This window comes from Chryseobacterium carnipullorum (genome assembly GCF_003815695.1).
Lineage (GTDB): Bacteria > Bacteroidota > Bacteroidia > Flavobacteriales > Weeksellaceae > Chryseobacterium > Chryseobacterium carnipullorum.
Window position 1 is genome coordinate 5,030,259 of record NZ_CP033920.1, and the last position, 25,071, is coordinate 5,055,329.

The window sequence follows — 25,071 nt, forward strand, 5'->3', positions numbered from 1 at the left end:
CTTGTAGGTAATCCTGCTTATAATTAACAGTTCGGTGGAAAAGAAATCCAAAAAGAAACTTGCTGGAGTGATTTTGGAGCAAGGATGTACATGGGTGATATAGGAAGATGGGGTGTAATAGATCCATTGGCAGAGCAAATGAGAAGGTACTCTCCCTATAACTATGCCTTCAACAACCCGGTAAGTTTTATAGATCCGGATGGTAGAAAGCCACGGACACATGATGCTGAAGAAGCATCGGTTATGTATCCAAAATCACTTTGGGGCTTCTTTATGCAAGGAGGACAGAAAGACACTACAGCTCTTATAGATTTTATTGCACAGAATAATGGAGTCGGATCATTTCAAAACATAATGAAGATTATGGAAAGCTCAGGAGGAGTTTCAAATTCATCTTCATCTTCAAACTCTTCAGGAGGTGGTGATACAGGATCTGCCACAACAAGTTCTAATGATGATGGTAGTGTGAATGTTAATCTTGATCCAGTTGTTATAACAGGCAAGAAAGGAACCTTTAATTCTGAAGCTGTTATGAATGCTATGTTGATAGCGTTTGAAAGAGTTATGAAAAACGTTGAAAAGCAAATTTCACTAATAGAAAATAGTGACTGGTATGGCTCTGGAGGAAAAGGAAACTGGTTTTTTGGTGCTGGAGCCGCTTTAGCTGGTATAAAAGGAGGTTTAAATTCAGAACGAATGTATGGAGAAGGTCTCCGAAGAGGTTTATCTGAAAATTATGCTTTAACTGGAAGAAATCTTAGTCTATTTGGAAAAATGCCGCCAACAAAAGCATCTCTGCCTATTTCTAAATTTACTAAATTTGGAAGCCTTGCAGGAAAAGCAAGTTTTGGTATTGGTGTTGTTATGGATGGCATAGGTGTTTATAATTATTATTACAATCCAGATTCTGAAAATAAAGTACACCCTGCAAAGGCTGGATTAAATACAACAATTGGAGCTTATGGCTTAACTGGAGCTGGTACTATACCTGCACTATTGTATTTTGGGGTAGATGCTTTTTATCCTGGAGGATGGGAAGGTTACGGTAATGATTACCAAAGTATTCAATCTCAAAATGCAGCAATCATTCCTGGATTTATAACAGCTCCATATGGTTCACAAAAATTTTAAATCATGTTCAATAAAATTTATTATTATTTTTTCTATAAAATATACAAAGCAATTCAATATGCATCTGCTCCTTTTGGAGACCATCTAATCAATTTCAAAGCAGGATTAGTAATGATAGCCTTAGAAATTTGGCTTGTCTCATCAATAGGAATTTATTATTCTATTATAACTAAAACGAAAATAGAACTATCGATCTTTATGCCAATTATATATATACCTTTAATTATTATTCTCAGTTTTAATTATTATTCCTTAGATTACTTAGATACATGGAAAAGATATAATCAGGAATTTGATAAATTATCCAAAAAGAAAAATATGATTGGAAGTTGGGTAGTTTTTGGAGTAACTTTTTTAATAATTGCGAATTTTATTTTTTCATTCTACTGTTTGGACCAACAAGCTAGAAAAGATCAAACTGGTCCTTATACTCCAGAGATTGTAGCAAGAGAAAGAAGAGAAGATTCTCTACAGAAAGCTAAGCAAATTGAAAATTTAAAAAAGATATACGGTGAAGATAATAAAAAATAAAAATGTTATATTTTGTATAACAGCAAGTTATACATTTTTTTTTATTTTCTAAATTTGGAGGCATTATAAATAATTAGGGTATTGAAATCAATACCCTAATCTAAATTAAATAAGTTTCGCCAGAAACAGCGCAGGCGCTCCTGAAATTTTAGATACCAACAACTACTACCCTTTTGGTTTAAATCATACCGGAGGAAACGGAATCAACAGTTCAGGTTTTGGAAGCTGGCAAAGCTATAAATACAATGGAAAGGAACTCCAAGAGACAGGAATGTATGATTATGGAGCCAGGTTCTATATGTCTGATCTGGGAAGATGGGGCGTCATAGATCCTTTGGCAGAGCAAATGAGAAGGTACTCTCCCTATAACTATGCTTTAAATAATCCTGTCATGTTTATTGATCCGGATGGTAGAAAGGCAGAGGCTCCAGGACAGGAAGAAGAATATAATGCGCCACAGGCATCTTTATGGTGGTTTTATGCAGGTAGCGGTTCTAAAAATATGAGAGCGCTAATGGCCTATGGGTAAACTTCCCTGTTTTTCAGACCAATTAAAATTATTAAATTTAGTTTGTTAAACATTATGAAAAAGAGCAAATTTTCAGAACATCAGATTATCAATATTCTGAAAGAATATGAATCTGGGAAAGCGACAAAAGACATCTGTCGAGAACATGGGATTTCTGCACCTACTTTCTATCAATGGAAGCAAAAGTATGGAGGAATGGATGCGCAGCATCTTAAGGAGCTTAAAGCTCTACAGGAGGAAAACGTACGTCTTAAACGCATGTTTGCAGATCTGAGCCTGGATCATCGTATCTTAAAGGATATCATTGAAAAAAAGCTTTAAAGCTCTGTGAACGAAAAGAACTGGCAGAGGGGGTTATTAGCGAAACAGGAATCAGTGTTCATAGGGCTTGCAAGATCGTCTGCATGAGCCGCAGTATGTATTATTATGGGCATAAAAAAGACGACCAACCCGTTATCTCAAAATTACTGGATTTGGCAGCGAGGTATCCTACAAGGGGATTTGAAACCTATTATGGTAAGATACGTTTGGAAGGTCTGCTTTGGAACAGAAAAAGAGTCCTCCGTGTTTATCGAAATATTAATTTAAAACTAAGAGTTAAGCGCAAACGTCGTATTCCGTGTCGGATTAAAGAGAAGATTGTCCCAGGTGCAGTCAATGAGACCTGGTCAATTGACTTCATGAGCGATGCTTTGTCTAATGGACGAAGGTTTAGGGTTCTGAATGTCATTGATGATTATAATAGGGAGTCATTGGTTAATGAAGCATTTTATTCAATTCCAGGTGTCAGATTGGTACAAAGATTAAAAGAATTAATCACATACAGAACTAAGCCCAAGCGCATAAGATCCGACAACGGTCCTGAGTTTTTATCCAAGGTTTTTGTGGACTTCTGTAAAGATAATGACATTGAATTGCAATATATACAACCGGGGAAGCCCGCACAAAATGCATATATTGAACGCTTAAACCGCACATTCAGAGAAGATGTTTTAGATGCATATCTGTTCGGATCTTTAATAGAAGTAAATGCAATTGCTTATGAGTGGCAGATCGATTACAACAGTAATCATCCGCATAAATCGTTAAATGGACTTAGTCCTTGGCTGTATGCTAAAGAAGTTTTAGTGTATTAGAGTGTATTTTATATTTATTAACTGTTTGAAAAAGGGAAAGTCTTCAAAAAGGGAAAGGCTTCAATACGTTAAAAGTTGGTGATTCCATTTCCAAAGAATATAACACAAAAAGCTTTGACATATTTAGGGTGAAGAATGGTAGTTATACATTTTTTAAAAGTTACAATACTAATAAATAAAGTATTTTAAAATATAATGCCTCTAAGATGTTACATTTTTAGGGGTGTAATCTTCCCCAAAAACCGGAACATTTAAAAATATAGTTTTTAAATTTGGAAGACTATGAAAAAGAGCAAATTTTCAGAATATCAGATTATCAATATTCTGAAAGAATATGAATCTGGGAAAGCGACAAAAGATCTGTCGAGAAAACGGCATCAGCCAGCCAACATTTTACAACTGGAAGAGTAAATATCGCGGTTTGGATGGCAGCAACTCTCCAAAATGAAGACGCATAAAAATAACTGATGATCATTTCCAGTATAGTACAATTAATCAGAAATATTTTCTTAAAAACAGAACAACCTTCACGATAAAATGAAAAATAGGTTAATAGAAATAATATGTAAAGGATTGTACCCTACTTTGAATTTTAATTTTTTAAAAAAATTATTGTTAACTGCAAAAGAAGCTCGTTTTAATGATTCTGAAATTAATTCAATCAAAGATTTCGATGAAATAATGAATGTAATCAATTCAAATTCTTATTGTGATTTGGTGATGAGTACAGATTTTTTAGATATAAGGGGGAAAATTATTCCTAGGGTATTTATTAATTTAGGACGAAATAATGACGAAATTGAAATCTTATTTTTCTTTGATTTAAAGGATTTGAAGGAATCTAACTTTAAAATGAGCCTTGACTATTTAAAAGACTGGATAGAAGAATTTCAAATAAAATATAATTTTAACTATTTTATTTGTCAGATTGATAATGCCGACCATGATGAATATTATTTTGATATTAATGGGCAAGGAAAATTATACAATAACATTTAATTAAAAAAAGCAAAGACCTTTAAGTAGAAATCCGGTTAAACCCTGAAAAATACTAATATCACTGTCCACTTCAATTCCTATTCAATTTAAAAAAAAGGACAGGCCTTTATGAAGATTTTCCCTTTTGGTAAAATTCTCCTTTATCATCCCAATCCACGATCTGGTTACATCATTCATGGATTGGGCTACGTACACTCTTACCAATCCCACGATCTTTGTATCATTATTAAAAACCAACGCAATGCAAACAAAGAAAGTATGGTTCGTAACAGGAGCCTCAAAAGGCCTGGGACAGGCCTTAGTGAAAAAATTATTAGAAAAAAACTACCGGGTAGCCGCAGCTTCCAGAAATGTACAATCCTTAATAGCAGAAATCGGAAAGAGATCTGAAGTATTTTTACCGATTGAACTCAATTTAACCAATAACGAAGAGGTGCAGTCAGCGATTTCAAAAACTATAGATCATTTTGGTCAGCTTGATGTGGTGGTCAACAATGCAGGATATGGGCAGATTGGTACGTTGGAAGAACTTACAGATCAGGAAGCCAGAGCCAACTTCGATGTCAATGTATTCGGCACCCTGAATGTGATCAGAAATGCTGTTCCCTATCTTCGTGAGCAAAAATCCGGACACATCTTCAATATCTCGTCTATCGGAGGTTATGCCGGGAATTTTCCGGGCTGGGGAATTTACTGTGCAACCAAATTTGCAGTAGCCGGACTTACTGAAGCTTTAGCCGAAGAAATCAAAGAATTCGGAGTTCATGCCACGGTAGTGTATCCGGGATACTTCCGCACAGATTTTTTAAGTAAAGATTCCGTAAAAACACCGGCCAATCCGATTCAGGTTTATGAAACAGCCAGAAGTTCCGAGCATGCCCATCTGAATGAAATTAACGGCAATCAGCCCAATGATCCGGAAAAAGGAGCCGCAGCAATGATCGCACTCAGTGAAGAACAGAATCCACCGGTTCACTTTTTATTGGGAAGCGGCACTGCTGAATTTCTGGATCATAAAATGAAAACCATTACCGCTGATGCAAAACAATGGGAAACACTGACCATGTCTACGGTGATATAGTTTTTTTAAATCCAAAATCCTTCGACTTCAATCAGGATGACAATGCTGCTCTACACGGCTTTATTACTCATAGCAATGTCTAGTTTGCGTATCAGGCTGAGTGGAGTCGAAGCCTTTATTAACTGCTTCAATCAACAACAGATCTACTTTTCACATCAAACATAGTGTATTGTACAAAAAAAATTAAATTAGCATAATGAAACCTCCATTCCGCTTTAATTCAATTTCTGAGTTTCACGCCTTCTGCAATCTTCCGAATCCTGATCACCCGCTGATCAGCCTCATAGATTACAGCAAGGTGAACTACCCCACGGATGACACTGAACTGAAATGGATCCAGAATTTTTATTCCATCGGACTGAAGCGTAACGTGAATGCAAAATTCAACTATGGCCAGCAGGAGTATGATTTTGATTCCGGAGTTTTGTGCTTTGTTTCCCCGCTACAGTTTCTGAAACTGGAAATAAAACCGGAAGTGGTAGTGGAACCCACAGGCTGGCTGCTGGTCATTCATCCCGATTTTCTGTGGAATACTGCACTTGCGAAAAAGATAAAATCTTATGACTTTTTCAAATATGACATCAATGAAGCGCTTTTCCTTTCGGATAAAGAAGAAAAAATTGTCGTGGATATTCTGAAAAATATCGAACGGGAATACCAGTCGAACATCGATAAATTCTCGCAGGAACTTATTGCCGCCCAGCTTGAGCTCCTTTTGATCTATTCTGAACGATTTTATGAACGCCAGTTTTTCACCAGAAAAAAATCCAGCCACGAACTTCTGGAAAGATTTGATGAGGTCCTTTCGCGTTATTTTGACAGTGGAACCCTGATCGAAAGCGGAATTCCTTCGGTAAAAGCCATTGCCGGAGAGATGAATATTTCGCCCAACTATCTTGGATCTTTATTGCGCATTCATACGCAGCAAAACACCCAGCAGCACATCCAGAATAAACTCATAGAAAAAGCCAAAGAACACCTCAGCACCACTCACCTCTCGGTAAGTGAAATTGCTTATGAACTGGGTTTTGAGCATCCGCAATCCTTCAGTAAGTTATTTAAGCAAAAGATCAATCAGTCGCCCGTGGAATTCAGGAAGCTATTTAATTGAGAAAACCATTTCAGCTAAGCTAAATTTATTATTTCCTAACCTTAAAAATTTCGACTCATTTTATTTATATTTGTACAAAACACAGATAAAATATCATTATGGAAAAGCTACGAAATCTAAGAAAACAAAGAGGATATACTCAGGATTATATGTCTAAAATCATCTCAACCGATGTTTCCAACTACTGCAGAAAGGAAAGCGGTGATGTCAGAATATATGATGACGAATGGGAAAAGCTGGCCAAAGCACTTGATGTTCCGGTACAGGAGATCAAAGAAGAAAGAAAATCCGGCATTGTAAATAATGAAAATCCAATTTATAATGATAACTCCGGAAACTTTAATCACTATAATAATATTCCAGGTGATATTGTAGAAAATCTTCAGGATTATATCAAGGTCTTAAAAGCGCAGATAGAAGCTTTAAAGGAAGAAAATAAGAAATTAAAGTCTAAAAGGTAAAATAATTCTCTTGACCAGAATATATAATAAACCACTGCAAAAAAGCAGTAGTTTTTCTTTTTACAGGCTATACAAAACTCCTGTTCCTCAATAAAAACTGCACCTTTTCCTGCCAAAAAATCATTACAAAAACGAGCAGCAAATTCCGCTGCCTCATTTATTTTTTTCAAATTAATCATTACCTACCTAAAACACCATCAACACGATAAAACACTACACTACAACACCTTACATAAGAATTTATTTAATGAATTTTGTAAAAAAAGTAAAAACGGAATCATAAATTCACTACCTTAGGATTTAGATAAGCGGAATCCGAAAAGCTTTAAAAGAGTAGGAAAACCAAAAAACTAAATACCATGAAAAACTTAAAAAAACTTTCAAGAGACCAAATGAGATCATTATCCGGGGCAGTAGCAGCAGCAATCGAAGCACCTTGTGACGGATGGAAATTATGCCATGCCAACGATGACGGCAGTTATGGCTGGGGAATGTGTCCTGCGTCAACAGGAGGAACAAGCTGCCATAATTACGCCTGCGGAGGTGGATTTTGGTGCTAATTAAAAGCATGAGAATGAATAGTTTTTCAGAAGGCTATTCATTCTTCTCTTATTTTTAATTCCCTATTGAGTTCTGTCATTTCCACAACAATCACAATTATTATGAAAAAAATTATCTTACTCATCCTGATGCTGATCTTCGGAATTGGGTATGCGCAAAAAGTAAAAAAAGAAGAAAAGGTAAAAGATAAATTTGAATCGCGGCAGCCTCAGGACCTGTCTGTTCCTCCGCCTCCAATGGTCGCTTTTCCCGCTCAGTATCCTAAAGGTAATAAGGCATTTATTGACAATGTCAAAAAGAATTTAGATGCCAGCGCTCTAAAAAATCTTGGTAAGGATTTAAAAACAAAAATCATCCTGAAGGTGAATTCAGAAGGCAATGTAGTGAATGTTTCCACCTACGGAGGGAATGAAGCATTCAATACAGAAGTAAAAAAAGCAGCTGAAAAAGCCACGTACAATATTAAATGGGAAGCCGGGAAAAATAACCGTGGCGAAAAAGTAATTGACATCGTCCATCTTCCGTTTAAATATCCAAATACGTAAAAAATCAGTATCAAATTCAACCCTTATTTGATATTCCCCGATAAACAAAAAAGAGAAACCTTACGGCTTCTCTTTTTTTATTTTTATCCAAACTTTCTTTTCCTCATCCAGAAGAACAGGCCTCCCAGCAGGCCAATCACTACTAAAGGCAGCAGTAAATTCAGCCATTGCCAGTTTGCTTTTTCTTCCGTGATACGGTTTCTGTCCAGAAGCCTTTCTTCAATATTTCTGTTTCGGAGCGCCATCAGATTACTGTCGTCCAGAAGATAATCTAAAGCATTTCTCAGGAACTGCTCGTTTCCGAACTCCTGATTCGTAAGACGGTCAATTCCCATCGGAAGCGGCTCACCTTTATGCATTTTATTTCTTCCGACATCTCCGTCAGCAATCACGATCATTTTATTTTCAGGACTCTGGCTTTTGAAGCCCGGATATCCTTTTCTTTCAATTCTTGATGCATAGGCGGAAGTAAATTTTCCTTCCAGCGCAACAGCGAAAATTTTAGGCGTACTTGGTTTTTCCATCTGGCCAAGGCTGTCTACGCTTGCAATTTCTTTAAGATCCACATAATTGGGAACCTGCTTAAGAAGCGTTCGTTCACTGGATTCAAAAAGAACCTTTGTTTTAATATTTTTTCTTCCTCCCAAAGTATCAATAGAAGTCGGGAATTCAAATTTTACAGGATTGATGTTTTTCGTGATCGGATTATCATTCTCCGAAATTCCCAGTGGGAAATACGGCCACGGAAGGCTGGTATACTGAGGGTTCCCTCCTACTTCACCGGTAACCAGTTTCAATAGTGCAAATTTCTTTACATCTTTCACCAAAGCCGGATTGATCCTGATTCCGTAATTGAAAAAGAAATCCGTCATATTGATATCTACCGGGAAAGGCATTACCTTCTGAGATCTTGTCAGCGTATCCATTTCAGCATTCACTGCATCAATCATCCAAAGCGTTTTCCCGCCATTCATAATAAACTGGTCAAGAATAACCTTTTCATTATCTGTAAATGCTTTTCTGGGTTTTGCAATCACCAGAGCGCTCATCTGTTTTAGCAAAGGAAGATCCTCCAGTGTAAGTTCTGTCTGATTTTTTGGGACCACGGGACCTGCATCATAATTTTCCATTGCCAATTGCATAAAACCATGGAACTCTTCAGGACCAAGCTCATCCTGATTCACCAGGATTCCTACTTTCTTTCTTTTATCTGCTGCGATATTTTTGATATTGGAAACCAGACTGTACTCCAGACCTTCTATAGATCTCGTCAGCTGCTGATCTGCATCTATTCCTGCCTGCTGTACCACCAACGGAATAGAAACGCCTCTTTTGTCATATTTTATAACGGCATAAGGGAAAAGCGTGATCTGTGAAATCTTCCCGTCTTTGATATCCGGAAGAACAGAAGGCTGCATCCCCATCGCCATCAGGGTATCCTGAGACATTTTTGTTTTTATAGGATCGATGAATTTGAAATCGATCTTCGGATTGATCTTCCTGAACTCTTCCAGCATAAATCTGGTTTCGCTCTGAAGCTGCTTGAAGCTTGCCGGGAAGTCACCTTCAAGATAAACATCTACGGTAAGCGGCTTTTTCATCGACTCCAGTACTTTTACCGTACTGTCCGAAAGCGTGTATCTTTTTTCTTTTGTTAAGTCTAATCTGATTCCCGAATAGGCAAGCAGAATAACCAAAGGAACCACTGCAATAAGGAAAATTCCTAATGGAGATTTGATATTGAACTTCTTCATAATGCTACTTCTTTTTAGTGATAAAATGGTTGGACAATAAGAGTGTAGCACCGATGATCAGAATAAAATAAGCCACATCCGTAAGATCGATAAGCCCTCTGGTAAAGCCCAGAAAATGCTGATAAAATCCTACATTCTGAAGAATAAAATCTGCCCCTCCCAACAATTTATAGCTCGCCAGCTGCTCTATTCCGAAGTACATGATAAAACACATGAAAACGCCTAAAAGGTAAGCCATGATCTGGTTCTGCGAAATTGAAGAAGCTAAAATCCCGACTCCTGAAAAAGCAGCAATTAAAACAATCAGACCAATATAGCTTCCGAAGGTCATTCCAAGGTCAATATTTCCGGCCGGAACCCCTAAAACATAGACGGTATAAAGATAAATGAGTGAGGGAATAAGACATAAAACCCCAACGATCCACACCGAAAGAAATTTTCCTGCTACCAGATCTGAAACCTTTAAAGGCTGTGAAAAAAGCCAGTTCAGCGTTCCCGTCTGCTGCTCTTCCGCAAAAGTTTTCATAGATAGTGCTGGGATAATAAACATCAGCAGCCATGGAACCAGTACGAAATAGCTTTGCAGAGAAGCCATTCCTATATCGAAAATATTAGAATCATTCTCGAAAAAAAACAGGAAAAGAGCCGTTATCAAACTGAATGCGCCGATAATGACCCACGCGCTCCAGTTGCCAAAGTAACTCCAGAGTTCCTTTTTTAAAATTGCAATCATAGTTTTTCTGTACAATGTAAAAAGTAAAATGCATTCATGTACCCATTCTACTTTCAACAGTTATTTGTTTTTTTTATTTTTATTAACGAGTTTTACTGTCATCATGATCAGAAATACAAGAACGAAAAATCCGGTAATTAATTGCCACCAGTATTCAATCACGGAAGATTTCAGGATCACTGTGAAAACCACCAGAAACAGAATGAAAGTAGCGATTTCGTTCGCCTGCCTAAGTTTGATGTTGGGTGTTTCGATTGTTGCTCCGTTCAGCTCCTTCAGTTGAAGCACTTTTTTCCAGCACCAGTAGTGATAGGCAGCCAGACCAATCAGGAAAGTCAGCTTCAAATGAAACCACGGCATTTTCATCAACCCTGTATTCAGAAAAATCATGACAATTCCGCAGACTGCCATAATGATCCCAGCAGGAACTGTAATGATATTCCACAGCCTTCTGGCCATGAAAGTATACTGCTCTCTGAGGATTTTCTTTTTTTCTTCTGCAAACTCGTCCGTATCTTTATAGTAAACGAAAATTCTTACGAGATAAAAAATTCCCGCAAAATAGCTTACCATGAAGATGATATGCAGTGCTTTGATTATGGTATAAAGCATGAGTGAATATAAAAATTATTGATCTGTAGCGTCGATGGGCTGCATTTCCTGTAGTTTTACTCTTTTCGCGCCCAGATTGACGTAGTATTTCTCCAGTTTATTCAGATGATCTTCGCTGCTCTCTTTTCCTTTTACATACAGGCTGTAGTCGCTCCAGATGTTAATGCAAAACAATCCTTTCACTAAAATCCGGGCGTTGGACTGTTCAAAATTTTTCGCAAGAAAGACCTCCAGATCGGGTTTTGTTTTAAACTCATACACCATCACGCCACCGTCATCTCCTTTTGGGTTATTATAGGTGAAAGTGTAGAAATTTTTGATGGTCGCTGCCGTTTCAGGGCCTTCTATTTTTGAAATAATATCGGGATCACTCGTCACAAAAGGAATCTTTGTAATCCCGATATCTTTCATTTCTTTATCTATTGTCGCAGGTTTCATCCCCTGCAGTTCTACATTTTTAAGATCGAAATCCATAATGCTCTGTGCAGAGAAACTCTGAAAACATACAAAACCGATGATCAAGAGTAATTTTTTCATAAAACCTGTTTTAAATGATTAGGTGTTGAATTAAGAAATAACACCAAGTTCTTTTCCTACTTTTTCAAAAGCAGCAATCGCTTTGTCAAGGTGTGCTCTTGTGTGCGCTGCAGAAAGCTGTACTCTGATTCTCGCTTTTCCTTTAGGTACGACAGGATAAAAGAATCCGATGACATAAATCCCTTCATCCATAAGCTTTTCAGCCATTTTCTGAGCAAGAGGAGCGTCATATAACATCACGGGAACGATTGCGGCATCGCCTTCAGGAATATCAAATCCTTTTGCCATCATTTCTGTTCTGAAATATTCCGCATTTTCCATAACCTGGTCACGAAGTGAAGTATCATCGGAGATCATATCCAAAACTTTAAGGGCAGCTCCTACGATACCCGGCGCCAGTGAATTGGAGAATAAATACGGACGTGAACGCTGTCTCAGCATATCGATGATCTCTTTTTTACCGGAAGTAAATCCTCCCAGAGCACCTCCTAAAGCTTTTCCTAAAGTTGAAGTGATGATATCTACTCTGCCCATTACTTCATTGGCTTCATGGGTTCCACGGCCTGTTTTTCCGATAAAACCTGTCGCGTGAGAATCATCTACCATCACCAAAGCATTGTATTTATCCGCAAGGTCACATACACCTTTCAGGTCAGCTACAATCCCATCCATAGAGAAAACGCCGTCTGTAACGATGATTTTGAAACGGTGATCTTTTTCAGAAGCAGCGATCAACTGTGCTTCCAGATCAGCCATATTATTGTTTTTATATCGGTATCTCGCTGACTTACAAAGACGTACTCCGTCAATGATTGAAGCGTGATTCAGCTCATCTGAAATAATCGCATCTTCTTCAGTAAACAAAGGTTCAAAAACCCCTCCGTTCGCATCAAAACATGCAGCATATAAAATGGTGTCTTCAAGACCTAAGAAATCAGCAATCTTTTTCTCCAGTTGTTTGTGAATATCCTGGGTTCCGCAGATGAAACGTACAGATGACATTCCGTAACCATGAGATTCTATCATGTCCCGAGAGGCCTTCATCACCTCCGGATTGTTGGACAACCCCAGATAATTATTGGCACAAAAGTTCAAAAGCTTTTTTCCGTTAGCTTCTATTTCCGCACTCTGCTGGGAAGTGATGATTCTTTCTCTTTTATAAAGACCGTCATTTTCAATGTTTTGCAGTTCGTTCTGTAAATGTTGAAGATATTTTTCAGAGATCATTTTTTAGTAAATTTTTAGATGCGCTAATTTAATAAAAAGGCGGTAAAATATCAGCTTTTATGAGTTTTATTCTAAAAATAGAATTCAAATTCAGTTTTAACACTATTAGTCCACTAATTTAGTAGGATAATATTTATATTTGTCCTTTAAATTTCAGGAATATGAGACTGACTCCGATAGAAAAACTAAGCAAAATAAGTACGAGAAACTTCAACACCCATTACATGAAGCCGCGCTTACCTGTAGTCATGGAAGATTTTATCGATCCGGAAAGTCCTGCTTTTAAAAAGTGGAGTTATGAATATTTCAAAGAAATAGCTGGTGATCACAAGGTTAATATCTATGGAAGTGAACTGGAATCTCTGGACAGAGTGGCCAGCAGCCCTATCGGACAGACGACATTTTCAAAATATCTTGATCTGATCAGTACGACCCCTACAGAACACAGGCTTTTTTTATTTAATCTCCTCAATATCAGAACCGAGCTTAAAGATGATCTTCACTATAACGATGTCACCAACGGCAAACTCATCAAATGGTTGCCTTTTATGTTCTTTGGTGGTGAAGGTTCGATCACCAGAAATCATATTGATATCGATATGTCCCATGTGTTTATTACCCAGTTTCACGGTATTAAAAGAATCTGGCTTTTCCCATGGGAGCAGTCGGATCTGATGTACAAACTTCCCTATAATTTCCACAGTTTGCCTAATATCAAAGATCCCGATTACAGAGAATTTCCCGCACTGCTTTATTTAGACGGCTATGAAACAGTCCTTAATCCGGGCGAAACTCTTTATATTCCTTCCGGATGGTGGCATTACATTCAATACGAAACCGAAGGCTATTCAGTTTCTGTAAGAGCTCTTCCTTCCAGTCTTCTGGAGAAGTGGCGTGGTTTCAAAAACATGGTGGTGACAAGGAATTTTGACAACATCATGCGCAAAATCTTTAAGGAAAAATGGTTCAGGTACAAAGTAAAAACCGCCAGAAAAAGAGCTGTACGGGCTACCAGAAAACAAAAAAGCTTTATCATCTGAAAGCGTCCTCAATAGATGTTTAATCAATAAATTATTTTAACGATGGAATTATTGTATGCCATAACATGCTCTGAACGTTCTCACTATTTCTGTTATCCAATTTTTTTGCCTTGTTCTGGCTTGTGAGCATCTTCATCCAATTTGGTTTTTACCAATCAAATTTTTATCCGGCTCTTGCCCGAAAACAGCAAAAACGGTCCTTAGGTCCGTTTTTGCTGTTTAAGTGGAAGTATTTTTAATGTTTGATAAACTTTATATTTTTCTCCTGAACGGTAAAGATGTAAGTTCCCGGAACAAGCTCTGCAATTCCAATTGCTTTTCCAGGTTGATATGCCTCTTTTCTGATCAGTCTTCCATCGATAGAGTGAATGGAATAATCAGCCGGCTTGTCAAGTCCTTTCAGGTACATTTCATTCTTTGCAGGGTTTGGATAGAGGGCAAAGTCTTCCTTCTCTACAGAAGAGACACTCAATGTATTATCCTGAACCACGGTAGAGTTTTTATCCAGAATCTGATTTTCATAATTAAACTGAACGCTGGCAACCGTAAAAGGTACTGTTTCCAGGAATCCCTGATTATTAGAAGTATGATTTAAAACAAAATAAGCGGTTTGTCCTCCTGTTCCGTTTACTTTGATCGGAAGCGGCATTTCAAAAAAGCTTACAGAAGCATTGCTCTGAGTCTGTCCTGCTTTGAACAAAATCTGATTTCCGGTCTGTCTCCATTTAATGGAATACGTAGGATACCCTTGTCCATATAACCAGTCATTAAAAAACTCTGTAAAATCTTTTCCGGTCGACTGAAGAAATGAAGCTTTAAAATCCGCAGTACTGGCATAGCCGTACGCTAAATTCGGTCTTGCGTGATAGTCTTTCACTGCCTGGTAGAAAGCGTCGTCTCCCAATATCCATTTGATCATTCTTACGATATATCCACCTTTCGCATAGGAAAGCCTGCTGCTGAAGATACGGTTGGAATTGGAAAGTTCTCCATCTGAAACATAGGTACTACCACCTGTACTGCTTGTAATTAAGTTTTTCTGACCCACAAGATAATTCATAAAGTCAGCATTCGTCATCAGAAGTTTTTCGTTGGCTACATGTTCCCCGAAAGTCGCAAAACCTTCATTCAGCCAGATGTCATTCCACGTGGCACAGGTAACTTTGTCGCCAAACCACTGATGAGCAAGCTCATGAGCAATAATATCCTTACTCCAGCTCCCCATAGAAGACATCGTCTGGTGTTCCATGCCACCACCCCACTGAAATTCCAGATGTCCGTATTTTTCATTACGGAATGGGTAGGGTCCAAAATAGGTTTCAAACGTATTCATGATTTGTTTAGTCCATTCAATATTAGCCATTCTTGTTGTATTGGAATTGGTGGACGGGAATACATAATTCACAAACGGAAAAGGAGGATTTCCGATGGTGCTGGTGATTTTTGTATAATTGGTAACGGAAAGGGTAATCAGATAAGCTGCTGTAGGATAAGCCGTTCTCCAGAAAGTAAGTTTCTTGGAACCGGGAAGTATCGTTTCAGACATCAGCTTACCATTCGCTGCAACGTTATATTGTGAAGGTGTTGTGATTTTAAAATCGAATCTTTCAATTTTATCATTAAGACTCTGCTTGGTAGGAAACCAGTCCTGTGCGCCATAAGGTTCACTTAACGTAGAAAGAACAGCCGCTCCGCCCTGAGTGCCATTAAAAAAAGCATTGTACCCGGTAGGAGGAGCTCCTGCATAAGTAATCGTCAGAGAATCAAGTGTATTGGCAGGAATAGAAGCAGGAAAATCTATTTTCACTTCATCTGTTGGAAGCTGCTGAAACGTTAAATTAGCGCCGTGGTATTTCACCTGAGAAACCGTAAGAGCATCCGTAAGATCAAAATAGATGCTGCTCATATTCTGATTGGGCTTAAAGTGAGAGGTTACGGAACCTGAAATATTATACACTGCAGGATCCAACGCAATATCCATTCTCTGATACTGAAGATCATAATTTAAAGTATTGGGGCTTATATTATAGGTCGTCATTTTTTGAGAAAAGGATTTCATTTCCCTGGCAACCAATCCTTTTTTTTCAATATTGTGATCATGTTTATTCTGGCTGTAGAATACCTGCGGAAGCAAGAGGCTCAGAATCAAAAGATAAAGTGTTTTCATATCCGATAAAATTATGCGCTAAATATAGATAAAAACCTTTCAATCAATGATTAAAAGGTTAATTTTTCGCAAATATAGATATTTATATAAAAAACAATGAAAGTTTATAATGATAATAATATTTATTTCATCATATTATCAATAATACATAATTTTTTAAATCAAAAATTACAGAAACTCTACATTTAAATTAACAAATAGCAACAGTAAGTTAGATATTATTAAACATAATTCCTATATTATTGTAATTTTTTAATATTTTATAAATTTGATCTGCTGACCTTGAATACTCAAAATATAAGTTCCCGGAACAAGTTCTGAAATGCTTATGGCTTTCCCGGGCTGGTACTTATTTTTCATTACTAATTGGCCGTCCAGAGCATGAATTGAATACCCGGCAGATTTCAAAACTCCCTTCAGATATAATTCATTTTTTGCAGGATTCGGATACAACGTAAAGCCTTCTTTTTCCACAGAGGACACACTTAATGTATTATCCTGAACAACCGTAGAGTTTTTCTCCAGGATCTGGTATTCATCATTGAATTCAACACTGGCGACCGGGAAAGAAACCGTTTCCACGAAACTCTGATTATTAGCGGTATGATTCAACACAAAACGGGCAGTCTGTCCTCCCGTTCCGTTCACCTTGATCGGTAATGGCATTTCAAAAAAGCTTACGGAAGGACTGCTCTGCGTCTGTGAAACCTTAAAAAGGATCTGATTTCCTGTCTGTCTCCATCTTGTCGCATAAGTCGGATAACCTTCTCCATACAGCCAATCATTAAAAAATCCTGTAAAATCTTTTCCTGTAGACTGCAGCAGTGACGCATTGAAATCTACCGTTCTTACATAGTTATAGGCTAAAGCGGGTCTGCCATGATAGTCTTTTAAAGCCTGGTAGAAAGCGGTATCACCAAGAATCCACTTGATCATCCTTAAAATATAAGCCCCTTTTGCATACGTCAGTCTGTTGTTGAATATCCTGCTTACATTGGAAAGTTCAGCATCCGGAACGTAGGTAGGTCCATCCGGAGCAGAAGTGATATTATTGATCTCTCCCAGCAGAAAATTCTTAAATTCAGCACTGGTCATGAGTAATTTTTCATTTGCGAGGGTAGCTCCGAACGTGGCAAACCCCTCATTCAGCCAGATATCATTCCATGCCCCGCATGTCACTTTATCGCCGAACCACTGATGGGCCAGCTCATGAGCAATAAGACCTTTGCTCCAGCTTCCCATGGACGACATGGTCTGATGCTCCATACCACCTCCGAATTTGAATTCCATATGCCCGTATTTTTCATTACGGAAAGGATACGGACCAAAATAGGTCTCGAAAGTATTCATGACCTGTTTGGTCCATTCTATATTCGCCATGCTTGTTGCATTGGCATTGGTGGAGGGATATACATAATTGACAAAGGGAAATGGCGGATTGCCTATGGTATCATTTAGCTTAACAAAGTTGGTAATGGAGAGTGCGATCAGATAGGCTGCGGTAGGATACGCTGTTCTCCAGAACGTAAGTTTCTGACTGCCGGGAAGAGCAGTTTCAGACATCAGCTTTCCGTTGGCTGCCACATTATATTGTGAAGGAGTGGTGATCTTGAAATCAAATCTTTCAATTTTGTCATTCATACTCTGTTTGGTGGGAAACCAGTCCTGTGCCCAGTAAGGCTCATTCAAAGTACAGAGGATAGGAATTCCGCTTTGGGTGGTCGTATTGAAACCATTTCCCGTTACAGGAGCTCCTGAGTAATGGATCGTTAATGAATCCAGTGTATTGGCAGGAATCGAGGCCGGAAAATCTATTTTGATTTCTTTGGTCGCCAGCTGTTGGAATGTAAGATCAACTCCATGATACTGCACCTGTGAAACTACCAGAACATTGGACAGATCAAAGTAAATGCTGCTCATATTCTGATTGGGCTTAAAATGAGAAGTCACTGAACCTGAAACATAATATACTGCAGGATCAAGATTCAGATTCATTCTCTGATACTGAAGATCATAGTTTAAGGTGTTGGGATTGATGTTGTAGGCAATCATTTTCTTCGAAAAAGTATTCATTTCTTTCGCAATGAGTCCTTTCATTTCAATATTTTCCTGTATCTGGCCGGAGAACTGCTGGGAAAGGAAAAGCCCCAGAATTAAAAGATAAAATTTTCTCATATTCAGGATATTAGATTTAATCAAAGATAAAAAAAACCTTCTAATCATGGATTAAAAGGTTTTTATACTGTTGAAATTATTATTTTTTAAAGATCCAGAGCCGGCTCAAGAATTTTTTCCATTCTTTTCTTTACCATGTCTACAGATCCTGCGTAGTTGTTGACCATTAAAGAAAACACCAGTGTCTTTCCTGAATTGGTTTTCAGATATCCTGCTAAGGTTTTTACTTTATTTAAAGTTCCTGTTTTAGCAAAAACCTGTCCGTTTCCGGTTCCGATGAACATTCTTTTCAATGTTCCGGATTGCCCTCCTACAGGAAGTGATGTTAAATACGTTTTATAATATTTCTCATCCATTAATGAGGTCAAAAACTTCACCTGAGAAATCGGGGTTACATTATTGCTTCTTGAAAGTCCGCTACCATCCATATAATTCAGCCCGATCATGTCGAAACTTTCATTCTTAAGATGCTCTGTTACCACTACTCTTCCTGATTCTGAAGTTTGATCTCCCATTTTCTGGAAGCCTACCGTTTTCAGGAGCGCTTCTGCCAAAGAGTTGTCACTGTGCTGGTTGGTATAAAATATAATATCACCTAATGTTGGAGATTTATATGCTGAAACAAGTTTTCTGGTTTCAGGGGTAGCATCCGTCATTTTAGGGGTTACTTTTCCTGTCACTCCAATTCCGCTCTTTACCAGTGTCGTTCTTAAAGTATTGGCAAGATATGCCGGAGCATCTGGAAGTTTGGTTGTTAAAGTTCCGTTTCCTTCATACTTTTCAGCATATACCATCTGTTTTACGTAAGGAGAAACATAGAAATACTTTTTATCAGAAGTAAAACCTGATTTTTTGACGATCAGTTTTTCGTTGGCTGGATTGATCTCGCGGGTAGTTCCTACGGGCAGATAGTAATTATTGTTTTCAAGCCATACAACATTTTCCGGAAGCATTGCAATATTGCCTTTGAAAAGCGCTGTCTGAATGATAATATCACCATTTACCTTTTTGATACCTTCGCGGGAAAGTCCGCCCATGAAGTCTGAAATAATGTCTCTGTAAGACCATGCTCCGGCTTTATTGGTTCCTAAGGAAGGATCACCACTGCCGATCAGATACAAATTTCCATTTAAAACTCCATTTTCATCAATAGTCCCTGAATATTCCAGCTGCGTCATCCAACGGTAGTTCTCCCCTAAAAGGTTCATAGCTGTTTCTGTTGTTAATAATTTGGTGGTAGAAGCTGGAACTAAAGGAGTATTTTCGTTGTACGAAGAGATGATCTTCTTCGTTTTGGGATCATACACTACGAATCCCCAGGTTGCATTTTTCAGCACAGGATCCGTCATCATTGTGTTTACATTAATGTCTACAAGCTCTTTGGCCGACAAAAATGTTTTCTCTGCTACCGAAGTAACGGGAGAAGGCAAATTCAAAGTACTCCTTTGATTGTCGTAGGCCTGTGAGTAAAGAACTGTAGAAACGGTAGATTGAGCAAGGAAAAAACCAGAAGCCAATACCGCTGCACTTGAAATATATTTTCTGTAATTTACCATCGATCTTTTTTTTGTTTCAATAGTTTGACACCGTAAAAAAGGATAAGTTAAATCATCCAATTAAAGAGCCAAACACTTAATCAACGACCAAAAGTAGAAATTATTGTCATATAAAGGGGTACCGAGGTCTTATAAAAGACCGTAAAGTTTGTTAAAAACTGTTAAAAATCTACAATAACATCTTTTTTAATACTTTGATAAGCAGTAATTTCATCAAATTCATTCAAACTTAACAAAACCATTTTCTTGAACGGATCATAGTTTTTCCCCCGCGGAAGTTTGAGCATAATCTGAAACTGGTAGAGATTATTAAGCCTTGCAATCTGAGCCCTTTCCGGTCCTAAAACACATTCATCCGGCAGATATTTTCTTAAAATAGACCCTAAAAACTGGGAAGCACGGTTCACCTTATCCTCTTTTCTGTGCTTAAGCTCGATCATGATAAGTTTTGTGAATGGCGGATAATGGAATTTCTGACGTTCCGTAAGAATATATTTATAGATTTTGGCAGGATTATTCATCTTGATCAGCTGAAAAACAGAATGCTCAGGATTATAGGTTTGAATTAAAATTTTACCTTTTCCAGAAACCCTTCCTGCTCTTCCTGAAACCTGAGTGATCAGCTGGTACGCTCTTTCCTCAGCCCTGAAATCCTGTACATACAGCAATGAATCAGCTTTGGGAATGGTAACCAGTTCGATATGGTCAAAATCAAGGCCCTTAGAAATCATCTGTGTTCCCACGATAATATCTGTTTCGCCTTCTTCTATCTTTTCGTAGAGCTTTTCGTAAGCAAACTTCTTACGCATGGAATCTACATCCATCCGGTCTACTTCATTGTCGGGAAAAAGCTTGGAAACTTCCTCGTGAATCTGTTCTACGCCTACTCCTCTTTCATTCAGCTTTTCCGACTGACATTTCGGGCAGCTTTTGGGCTTTGATGCTCTCTGCCCGCAATAGTGGCATTTCATTTCATTGGCTGCTTTGTGATAGGTCATCACGACATCGCAGTTCGAACAGTAATTGACATAGCCACAACTTTCACACTCGATTACATTGGCATAGCCACGACGGTTGTGAAGTACGATGGCCTGATTTTTTTCATCAAGTGTTTTTTTGATCTCATCAATGAGTTGTAAAGAAAAATTACCGGAAACTTTTTTAGATTCCTGGGCTTCTTTAAAATTAATCAGTTCGTATTCAGGTAGATCTACATTCCCAAATCTCTCATTGAGGAAAATATATTTTATTTTGTCTTTTCTGGCGTTATAATAGCTTTCTACAGAAGGAGTGGCTGACCCCAGAATGACTCCGGCACCGTAAAGATTTCCCAAAACCAGGGCTGCATCTTTTGCGCTAAAATTGGGTGAAGCTTCTCTGGGTCTGTAAGCGGAATCATGTTCTTCATCCACCACGATCAATCCGAGATTGTGATAAGGCAGAAACAACGCATTCCGTGTTCCGATAAGGATTTTGATATCATTCTGCTTAATTCTCCTCCAGACTTCTACGCGTTCAAAATCGGTGAGTTTCTGGTGATAGAAACCAAGCTGTCTTCCATATTTCTTTTCTAATCTTTGGGTAATCTGTTTGGTAAGCGAAATTTCAGGAAGCAGAAAGAGAACATTTTTCCCTTCTTCAATACATTCTTCTATTTTTTCTAAATAAATATGGGTTTTTCCAGAGGAAGTCACGCCATGCAACAATACATTTTTACCTTCATCAAAGGCTTCATCGATTTCAACTTTGGCCTCCTTCTGTTGTTCGGAAAGTTCTTCCAGCGCTTCAATTTCACCTTCGTAACTTTCGATCCTGTCTTTCTGCATGTAATATTCCTCGACAAGATTTTTATCGGTAAGTGGTTTAAAATGGGAGCTGCCGAAATATCCATCCTCAAAAAGTTCAGCCTTTTTTATAGGAATATCGGGATGTTCCGTCTGCTTTTCCAAAATCGCCAGAAAAAGGTCTTTCTGCTTGGGTGCCTTGTTCAGTTTCAGAAGAATTTCAGTAAGGTTCTGGTTGCCTAAAACCTCATCTTTGATTTTTATGTAGGCTACTTCTTTTGCTTTATATTTTTCATCAATTTTTTCATCAATTTCAATATACTGCAAATCGATCAGTGAATTGATGGTTTTAATAATATCTTTTTTAGGAACAAAGGCTTCAATATCGGTAAGGTTGATCAACTGGCGTACTTCCAACGCCTGGATCAAATACATTTCATTGACATCAAGATTTTCAAAATCAACTGTAATCCCGGGCTTTAACTTGAGATAGGTTTCACTTTCCAGTTTTAAAGAGGATGGAAAGGCAAAACGGTAGATCTCACCCAATTTGCACAGATAGTAATCTGAAAGCCAGTTCCAGAAATTGATCTGTTCTTCAGGCACGATGGGTTGATCATCCAAAATACTGATCACTTCTTTAGCCACAAAATTCTCAGGTGTATTGTCGTGAAGTTCAAAAACAATTCCTGTATAGATTTTCTTCCCTCCAAACGGTACCAATACCCGCATTCCCGGCTGGATATCAGTTATTAGTTCTTCCGGAACTTTATACGTGAAAGATCCTTTTAAATTAAGTGGTAAAACGATTTGAGCGTACTGCAAGGGAAATTTTTAAAGTGTAAAATTAGATTTTTCTTTAGAGAACTGCAATTTTTTATTGAGATTGTATGCTGTCATTGTAAGGAGGTGTAGTGAGGTTAACTTAAATAAAGTAAAAAATCTTTTTCTCGTATTTTAAATGGCACCAGAAGGCTTTCTGTTTCTCGCAGATTTAGCAAATTAAGCAGATTAAAAATAATGTGTATCTCTGCAAGATCTATGCAATCTGCGGGAGGTTATTTCAAAATATAATACGATGTAGTTTTTCAAACGCAAAGTCTGATGTTGAAAGCTTTTAATTTTAAGGAAAGCAATGCGTCTGGCTGCATTGTTGATGAAGCTTTATTGATAAAACGTTGGCTTAATCAAATCAGGGCTCATTAGTTTGACTCTTTGTTTAACTAAAAACAAGGTCTTAAAATTAATCCTGGCATCAAAAAATCAATTCTCTTTTTGAGATACTTTCGCTTCGCTCTGAATGATAAGTATCTGACTCAATTTTGATTTTAGAAAAGCCATTCGGTGATGTGATACCAACCTGCTGAAGTAAGGAATCCCACTATAATGCTGAAACCAATGATGAGATTGGTAAGCTTGGTATTGAGTCTGAACTGTTCTGCAATAATGCTTGAGGTAACCACGGTAGGCATAGCGGCTTCAAACACGGTAATTTTCGCTACATCTCCTTTTATATTGAGAAGCAGTGCCAATCCTAAAACGATTGCCGGAGCTAAGATCAATTTATACAACATGGAAGCAGACATCTGCGGGATCAGTTTTTTCCATCCGTTGAATTTCAACTGAAGTCCTACAGAGAATAATGCCAATGGACTTACCGTGGCAGCCAGTTTATCAAAAAACGGTTCAGCCGCTGTAAAATCAATAAACTGAGATAATGTCAGTGCTGCGATACAGCCTACCAGTGGCGGAAAGGTAATCACTCTTTTAAGAATAAACAGAGCACTTACTTTTCCGGATCTGCTTCCTCCTTTTACTGCGGCAATGATTCCTAAGGTAGAAAGGGCAAAAAACATGGTCTGATCACAAATAATAGCAATACTTAAAAGGCTTTCTCCGTAAAAAGCACTGATCAGCGGAAATCCTATAAAGGAAGTATTACTATAACCACTTGTTAATTCCAATGTACTTCTTGAACGCCTCGAATAGCCTTTGCTTTTACTGTAAAATAGCATAAAGAAGAAACAGAAAACGGAAATCAGGAAGGTAGCTGCAATCGGAAACAGCATTTCTGTGGTCCATTTTACTTTGGGCAGGTATTTAAAGGACACTGCGGGCAGCGCAAGATAGAGAATCCAGGTATTGATGCCTTTATGAGCATCGGGATGGATAGATTTTGTTGCTTTGAATACCATTCCGGCTATAATGCATACTGCAATCAGAACAAAATTGACCATACTATTTTAAAATATGATACGAAGTTACGGTTGATTTTTTATTTACAGACTCAAAAAAACAATTTTATTTAAAATAATTTCAGAGAGAATAGCATCCATATAATTCAATAAACATAATACTTTAATACTATTTAATTCTCCTTTAATTACAAAATAAACTAAAGAACTTATGTTAAATTTTAATATTTTTTACTAAATAAATCACAAAATATTGAATAAATTATTACATTTACTAACCACAAAATATATTTAATATGAAAAGTAAATTAATGTCTTTAGCACTAAGCGTGCTATTCCTGTCCTCCTGCAATTCCAATGAGGACATCACCACTTCAAATCCTGAGCCTACTCCCCAAAAGCAATATGCATTGGGAGCAAAACTTGTAGATGAGCAGACGTTTAACTCTTATCAAAAAGCAGATATAGAGGCATTGACACTGAAATTTAAAGGAAAAAGTCTGGATGCTGCTAAAGTTGCTCTTCCAGGCAGCTACACGATTCCCAGTTCAGCAGTGGGAAATCAGGGCTCCGAAGGTTCTTGCGTTGCATGGGCCACAGCGTACGCGGCGGCAAGTTCACTTGAACGCAACTTTAAAGGGGTTACTCAAAGCAGAAGTCCTGAGTATGTTTACAACCAGATCAAAGTGGGAACATGTGCTCAGGGGGCCTATGTTACTGCGGGACTTAATCTGATAAAAAATCAGGGAGTCTGCAGCTGGAATGAAATGCCTTATACGGATGCCGGATGTTCCACACAACCTAATGCAACACAGAAGGCTGCAGCAAGTACGCATAAGTTTACGAGCTGGGGAACCGTCAATAAAACGGATATCACAGGGGTAAAAAATTTACTAAGCATGAATCTTCCTGTCATTATTGCAGTAAGCGTGGATGACAGTTTTTACAATATGGGAAGTACAGGATGGATCTGGAAAGCCCATTCGGGACAGAATTATGGCGGACATGCCATTTGTGTTGTCGGGTATGACGACAGCAAGCAGGCGTTTAAGGTTCAGAATTCATGGGGGCCGTCATGGGGAAGCAGCGGACATTTCTGGATCGACTATTCATTCTTTGCGAAAACCTCTAACGGAGCCATTAATGAGAGTTATGTAGCCTATGTTCAATAATCATACAGCACCACATTATTTTATATAAAAGAAG

The 25,071-nt window shown here is 37.9% G+C and carries 23 protein-coding genes and 1 pseudogene; 14 read left to right on the top strand and 10 right to left on the bottom strand.

Going from position 1 to position 25,071, the window contains the following annotated elements; all coding sequences use genetic code 11:
- Positions 1-39 precede the first annotated feature (39 nt).
- From EG346_RS22840 to EG346_RS22890, 12 genes and pseudogenes are all read left to right on the top strand, one after another.
- A pseudogene (locus tag EG346_RS22840) lies at positions 40-1,131 on the top strand (RHS repeat domain-containing protein); the annotation flags it as partial.
- Between the two features lie 3 nt (positions 1,132-1,134).
- The gene (locus EG346_RS22845) at positions 1,135-1,662 is read left to right on the top strand and encodes a hypothetical protein (protein ID WP_123881999.1); all 528 of its coding nucleotides are present in this window, start codon (positions 1,135-1,137) and stop codon (positions 1,660-1,662) included.
- Between the two features lie 145 nt (positions 1,663-1,807).
- The gene (locus EG346_RS22850) at positions 1,808-2,191 is read left to right on the top strand and encodes an RHS repeat-associated core domain-containing protein (RefSeq protein ID WP_317048637.1); all 384 of its coding nucleotides are present in this window, start codon (positions 1,808-1,810) and stop codon (positions 2,189-2,191) included.
- Positions 2,192-2,245: 54 nt separating this feature from the next.
- Positions 2,246-2,512, top strand: a complete 267-nt coding sequence (locus EG346_RS25230; protein ID WP_073337027.1) for a transposase — start codon at positions 2,246-2,248, stop codon at positions 2,510-2,512.
- An 83-nt stretch (positions 2,513-2,595) separates the two neighbouring features.
- Positions 2,596-3,327, top strand: a complete 732-nt coding sequence (locus tag EG346_RS22855) for an integrase core domain-containing protein (protein WP_262511601.1) — start codon at positions 2,596-2,598, stop codon at positions 3,325-3,327.
- A gap of 334 nt (positions 3,328-3,661) precedes the next feature.
- Positions 3,662-3,775: a transposase gene (locus EG346_RS25505; protein ID WP_123882008.1), complete on the top strand. Its 114-nt coding sequence runs from the start codon at positions 3,662-3,664 to the stop codon at positions 3,773-3,775.
- An 89-nt stretch (positions 3,776-3,864) separates the two neighbouring features.
- Complete coding sequence (locus tag EG346_RS22865; RefSeq protein ID WP_123882011.1) at positions 3,865-4,326, top strand: Cdi1I family immunity protein; 462 nt, start codon at positions 3,865-3,867, stop codon at positions 4,324-4,326.
- 241 nt (positions 4,327-4,567) lie between these two features.
- Positions 4,568-5,407 carry an SDR family NAD(P)-dependent oxidoreductase gene (locus tag EG346_RS22870; protein WP_123882014.1) on the top strand — a complete coding sequence of 280 codons (840 nt, stop codon included), beginning with the start codon at positions 4,568-4,570 and terminating at the stop codon, positions 5,405-5,407.
- A gap of 196 nt (positions 5,408-5,603) precedes the next feature.
- Positions 5,604-6,518, top strand: coding sequence for a helix-turn-helix domain-containing protein (locus EG346_RS22875; protein ID WP_123882017.1), 915 nt, complete (start codon positions 5,604-5,606; stop codon positions 6,516-6,518).
- Positions 6,519-6,616: 98 nt separating this feature from the next.
- Positions 6,617-6,979 carry a helix-turn-helix domain-containing protein gene (locus EG346_RS22880; protein ID WP_073335019.1) on the top strand — a complete coding sequence of 121 codons (363 nt, stop codon included), beginning with the start codon at positions 6,617-6,619 and terminating at the stop codon, positions 6,977-6,979.
- Between the two features lie 359 nt (positions 6,980-7,338).
- Positions 7,339-7,539 carry a bacteriocin-like protein gene (locus tag EG346_RS22885; protein WP_073335020.1) on the top strand — a complete coding sequence of 67 codons (201 nt, stop codon included), beginning with the start codon at positions 7,339-7,341 and terminating at the stop codon, positions 7,537-7,539.
- A gap of 102 nt (positions 7,540-7,641) precedes the next feature.
- Complete coding sequence (locus EG346_RS22890) at positions 7,642-8,085, top strand: hypothetical protein (protein ID WP_123882020.1); 444 nt, start codon at positions 7,642-7,644, stop codon at positions 8,083-8,085.
- A gap of 83 nt (positions 8,086-8,168) precedes the next feature.
- On the opposite strand, the gene gldG is transcribed toward EG346_RS22890, so the two are convergent.
- Genes gldG through kbl form a run of 5 tightly spaced genes read right to left on the bottom strand, consistent with a single transcriptional unit; the run spans position 8,169 to position 12,948 of the window.
- Positions 8,169-9,839, bottom strand: coding sequence for a gliding motility-associated ABC transporter substrate-binding protein GldG (gldG, locus tag EG346_RS22895; RefSeq protein WP_123882023.1), 1,671 nt, complete (start codon positions 9,837-9,839; stop codon positions 8,169-8,171).
- A 4-nt stretch (positions 9,840-9,843) separates the two neighbouring features.
- Complete coding sequence (locus EG346_RS22900; protein WP_123882026.1) at positions 9,844-10,572, bottom strand: ABC transporter permease; 729 nt, start codon at positions 10,570-10,572, stop codon at positions 9,844-9,846.
- A gap of 60 nt (positions 10,573-10,632) precedes the next feature.
- Positions 10,633-11,184 (bottom strand): CopD family protein, encoded by a 552-nt coding sequence (locus tag EG346_RS22905; protein WP_123882031.1) that lies wholly within the window; start codon positions 11,182-11,184, stop codon positions 10,633-10,635.
- A gap of 15 nt (positions 11,185-11,199) precedes the next feature.
- Entirely contained in the window at positions 11,200-11,721 is a 522-nt protein-coding gene (locus EG346_RS22910) for a hypothetical protein (RefSeq protein WP_123882034.1), read from the bottom strand.
- Positions 11,722-11,751: 30 nt separating this feature from the next.
- The gene (kbl, locus tag EG346_RS22915) at positions 11,752-12,948 is read right to left on the bottom strand and encodes a glycine C-acetyltransferase (protein ID WP_123882037.1); all 1,197 of its coding nucleotides are present in this window, start codon (positions 12,946-12,948) and stop codon (positions 11,752-11,754) included.
- A 161-nt stretch (positions 12,949-13,109) separates the two neighbouring features.
- On the opposite strand from kbl, the gene EG346_RS22920 reads away from it, so the two are divergent.
- The gene (locus tag EG346_RS22920) at positions 13,110-13,988 is read left to right on the top strand and encodes a cupin-like domain-containing protein (RefSeq protein ID WP_123882041.1); all 879 of its coding nucleotides are present in this window, start codon (positions 13,110-13,112) and stop codon (positions 13,986-13,988) included.
- Between the two features lie 235 nt (positions 13,989-14,223).
- Here the strand turns inward: EG346_RS22920 and EG346_RS22925 are convergent, their stop codons facing one another.
- From EG346_RS22925 to EG346_RS22945, 5 genes are all read right to left on the bottom strand, one after another.
- Positions 14,224-16,155, bottom strand: a complete 1,932-nt coding sequence (locus EG346_RS22925; RefSeq protein WP_123882044.1) for a M1 family metallopeptidase — start codon at positions 16,153-16,155, stop codon at positions 14,224-14,226.
- Positions 16,156-16,407: 252 nt separating this feature from the next.
- The gene (locus EG346_RS22930; RefSeq protein ID WP_123882047.1) at positions 16,408-18,330 is read right to left on the bottom strand and encodes a M1 family metallopeptidase; all 1,923 of its coding nucleotides are present in this window, start codon (positions 18,328-18,330) and stop codon (positions 16,408-16,410) included.
- 86 nt (positions 18,331-18,416) lie between these two features.
- Positions 18,417-19,886: a D-alanyl-D-alanine carboxypeptidase/D-alanyl-D-alanine endopeptidase gene (gene dacB / locus EG346_RS22935; protein ID WP_123882050.1), complete on the bottom strand. Its 1,470-nt coding sequence runs from the start codon at positions 19,884-19,886 to the stop codon at positions 18,417-18,419.
- Between the two features lie 161 nt (positions 19,887-20,047).
- On the bottom strand, positions 20,048-22,495 hold the full coding sequence (priA, locus tag EG346_RS22940) for a replication restart helicase PriA (RefSeq protein ID WP_123882054.1): 2,448 nt from the start codon (positions 22,493-22,495) through the stop codon (positions 20,048-20,050).
- Between the two features lie 503 nt (positions 22,496-22,998).
- On the bottom strand, positions 22,999-23,907 hold the full coding sequence (locus tag EG346_RS22945) for an AEC family transporter (RefSeq protein ID WP_123882057.1): 909 nt from the start codon (positions 23,905-23,907) through the stop codon (positions 22,999-23,001).
- A 254-nt stretch (positions 23,908-24,161) separates the two neighbouring features.
- On the opposite strand from EG346_RS22945, the gene EG346_RS22950 reads away from it, so the two are divergent.
- Positions 24,162-25,037, top strand: a complete 876-nt coding sequence (locus tag EG346_RS22950; RefSeq protein WP_123882060.1) for a C1 family peptidase — start codon at positions 24,162-24,164, stop codon at positions 25,035-25,037.
- The last annotated feature ends 34 nt before the right edge of the window (positions 25,038-25,071 follow it).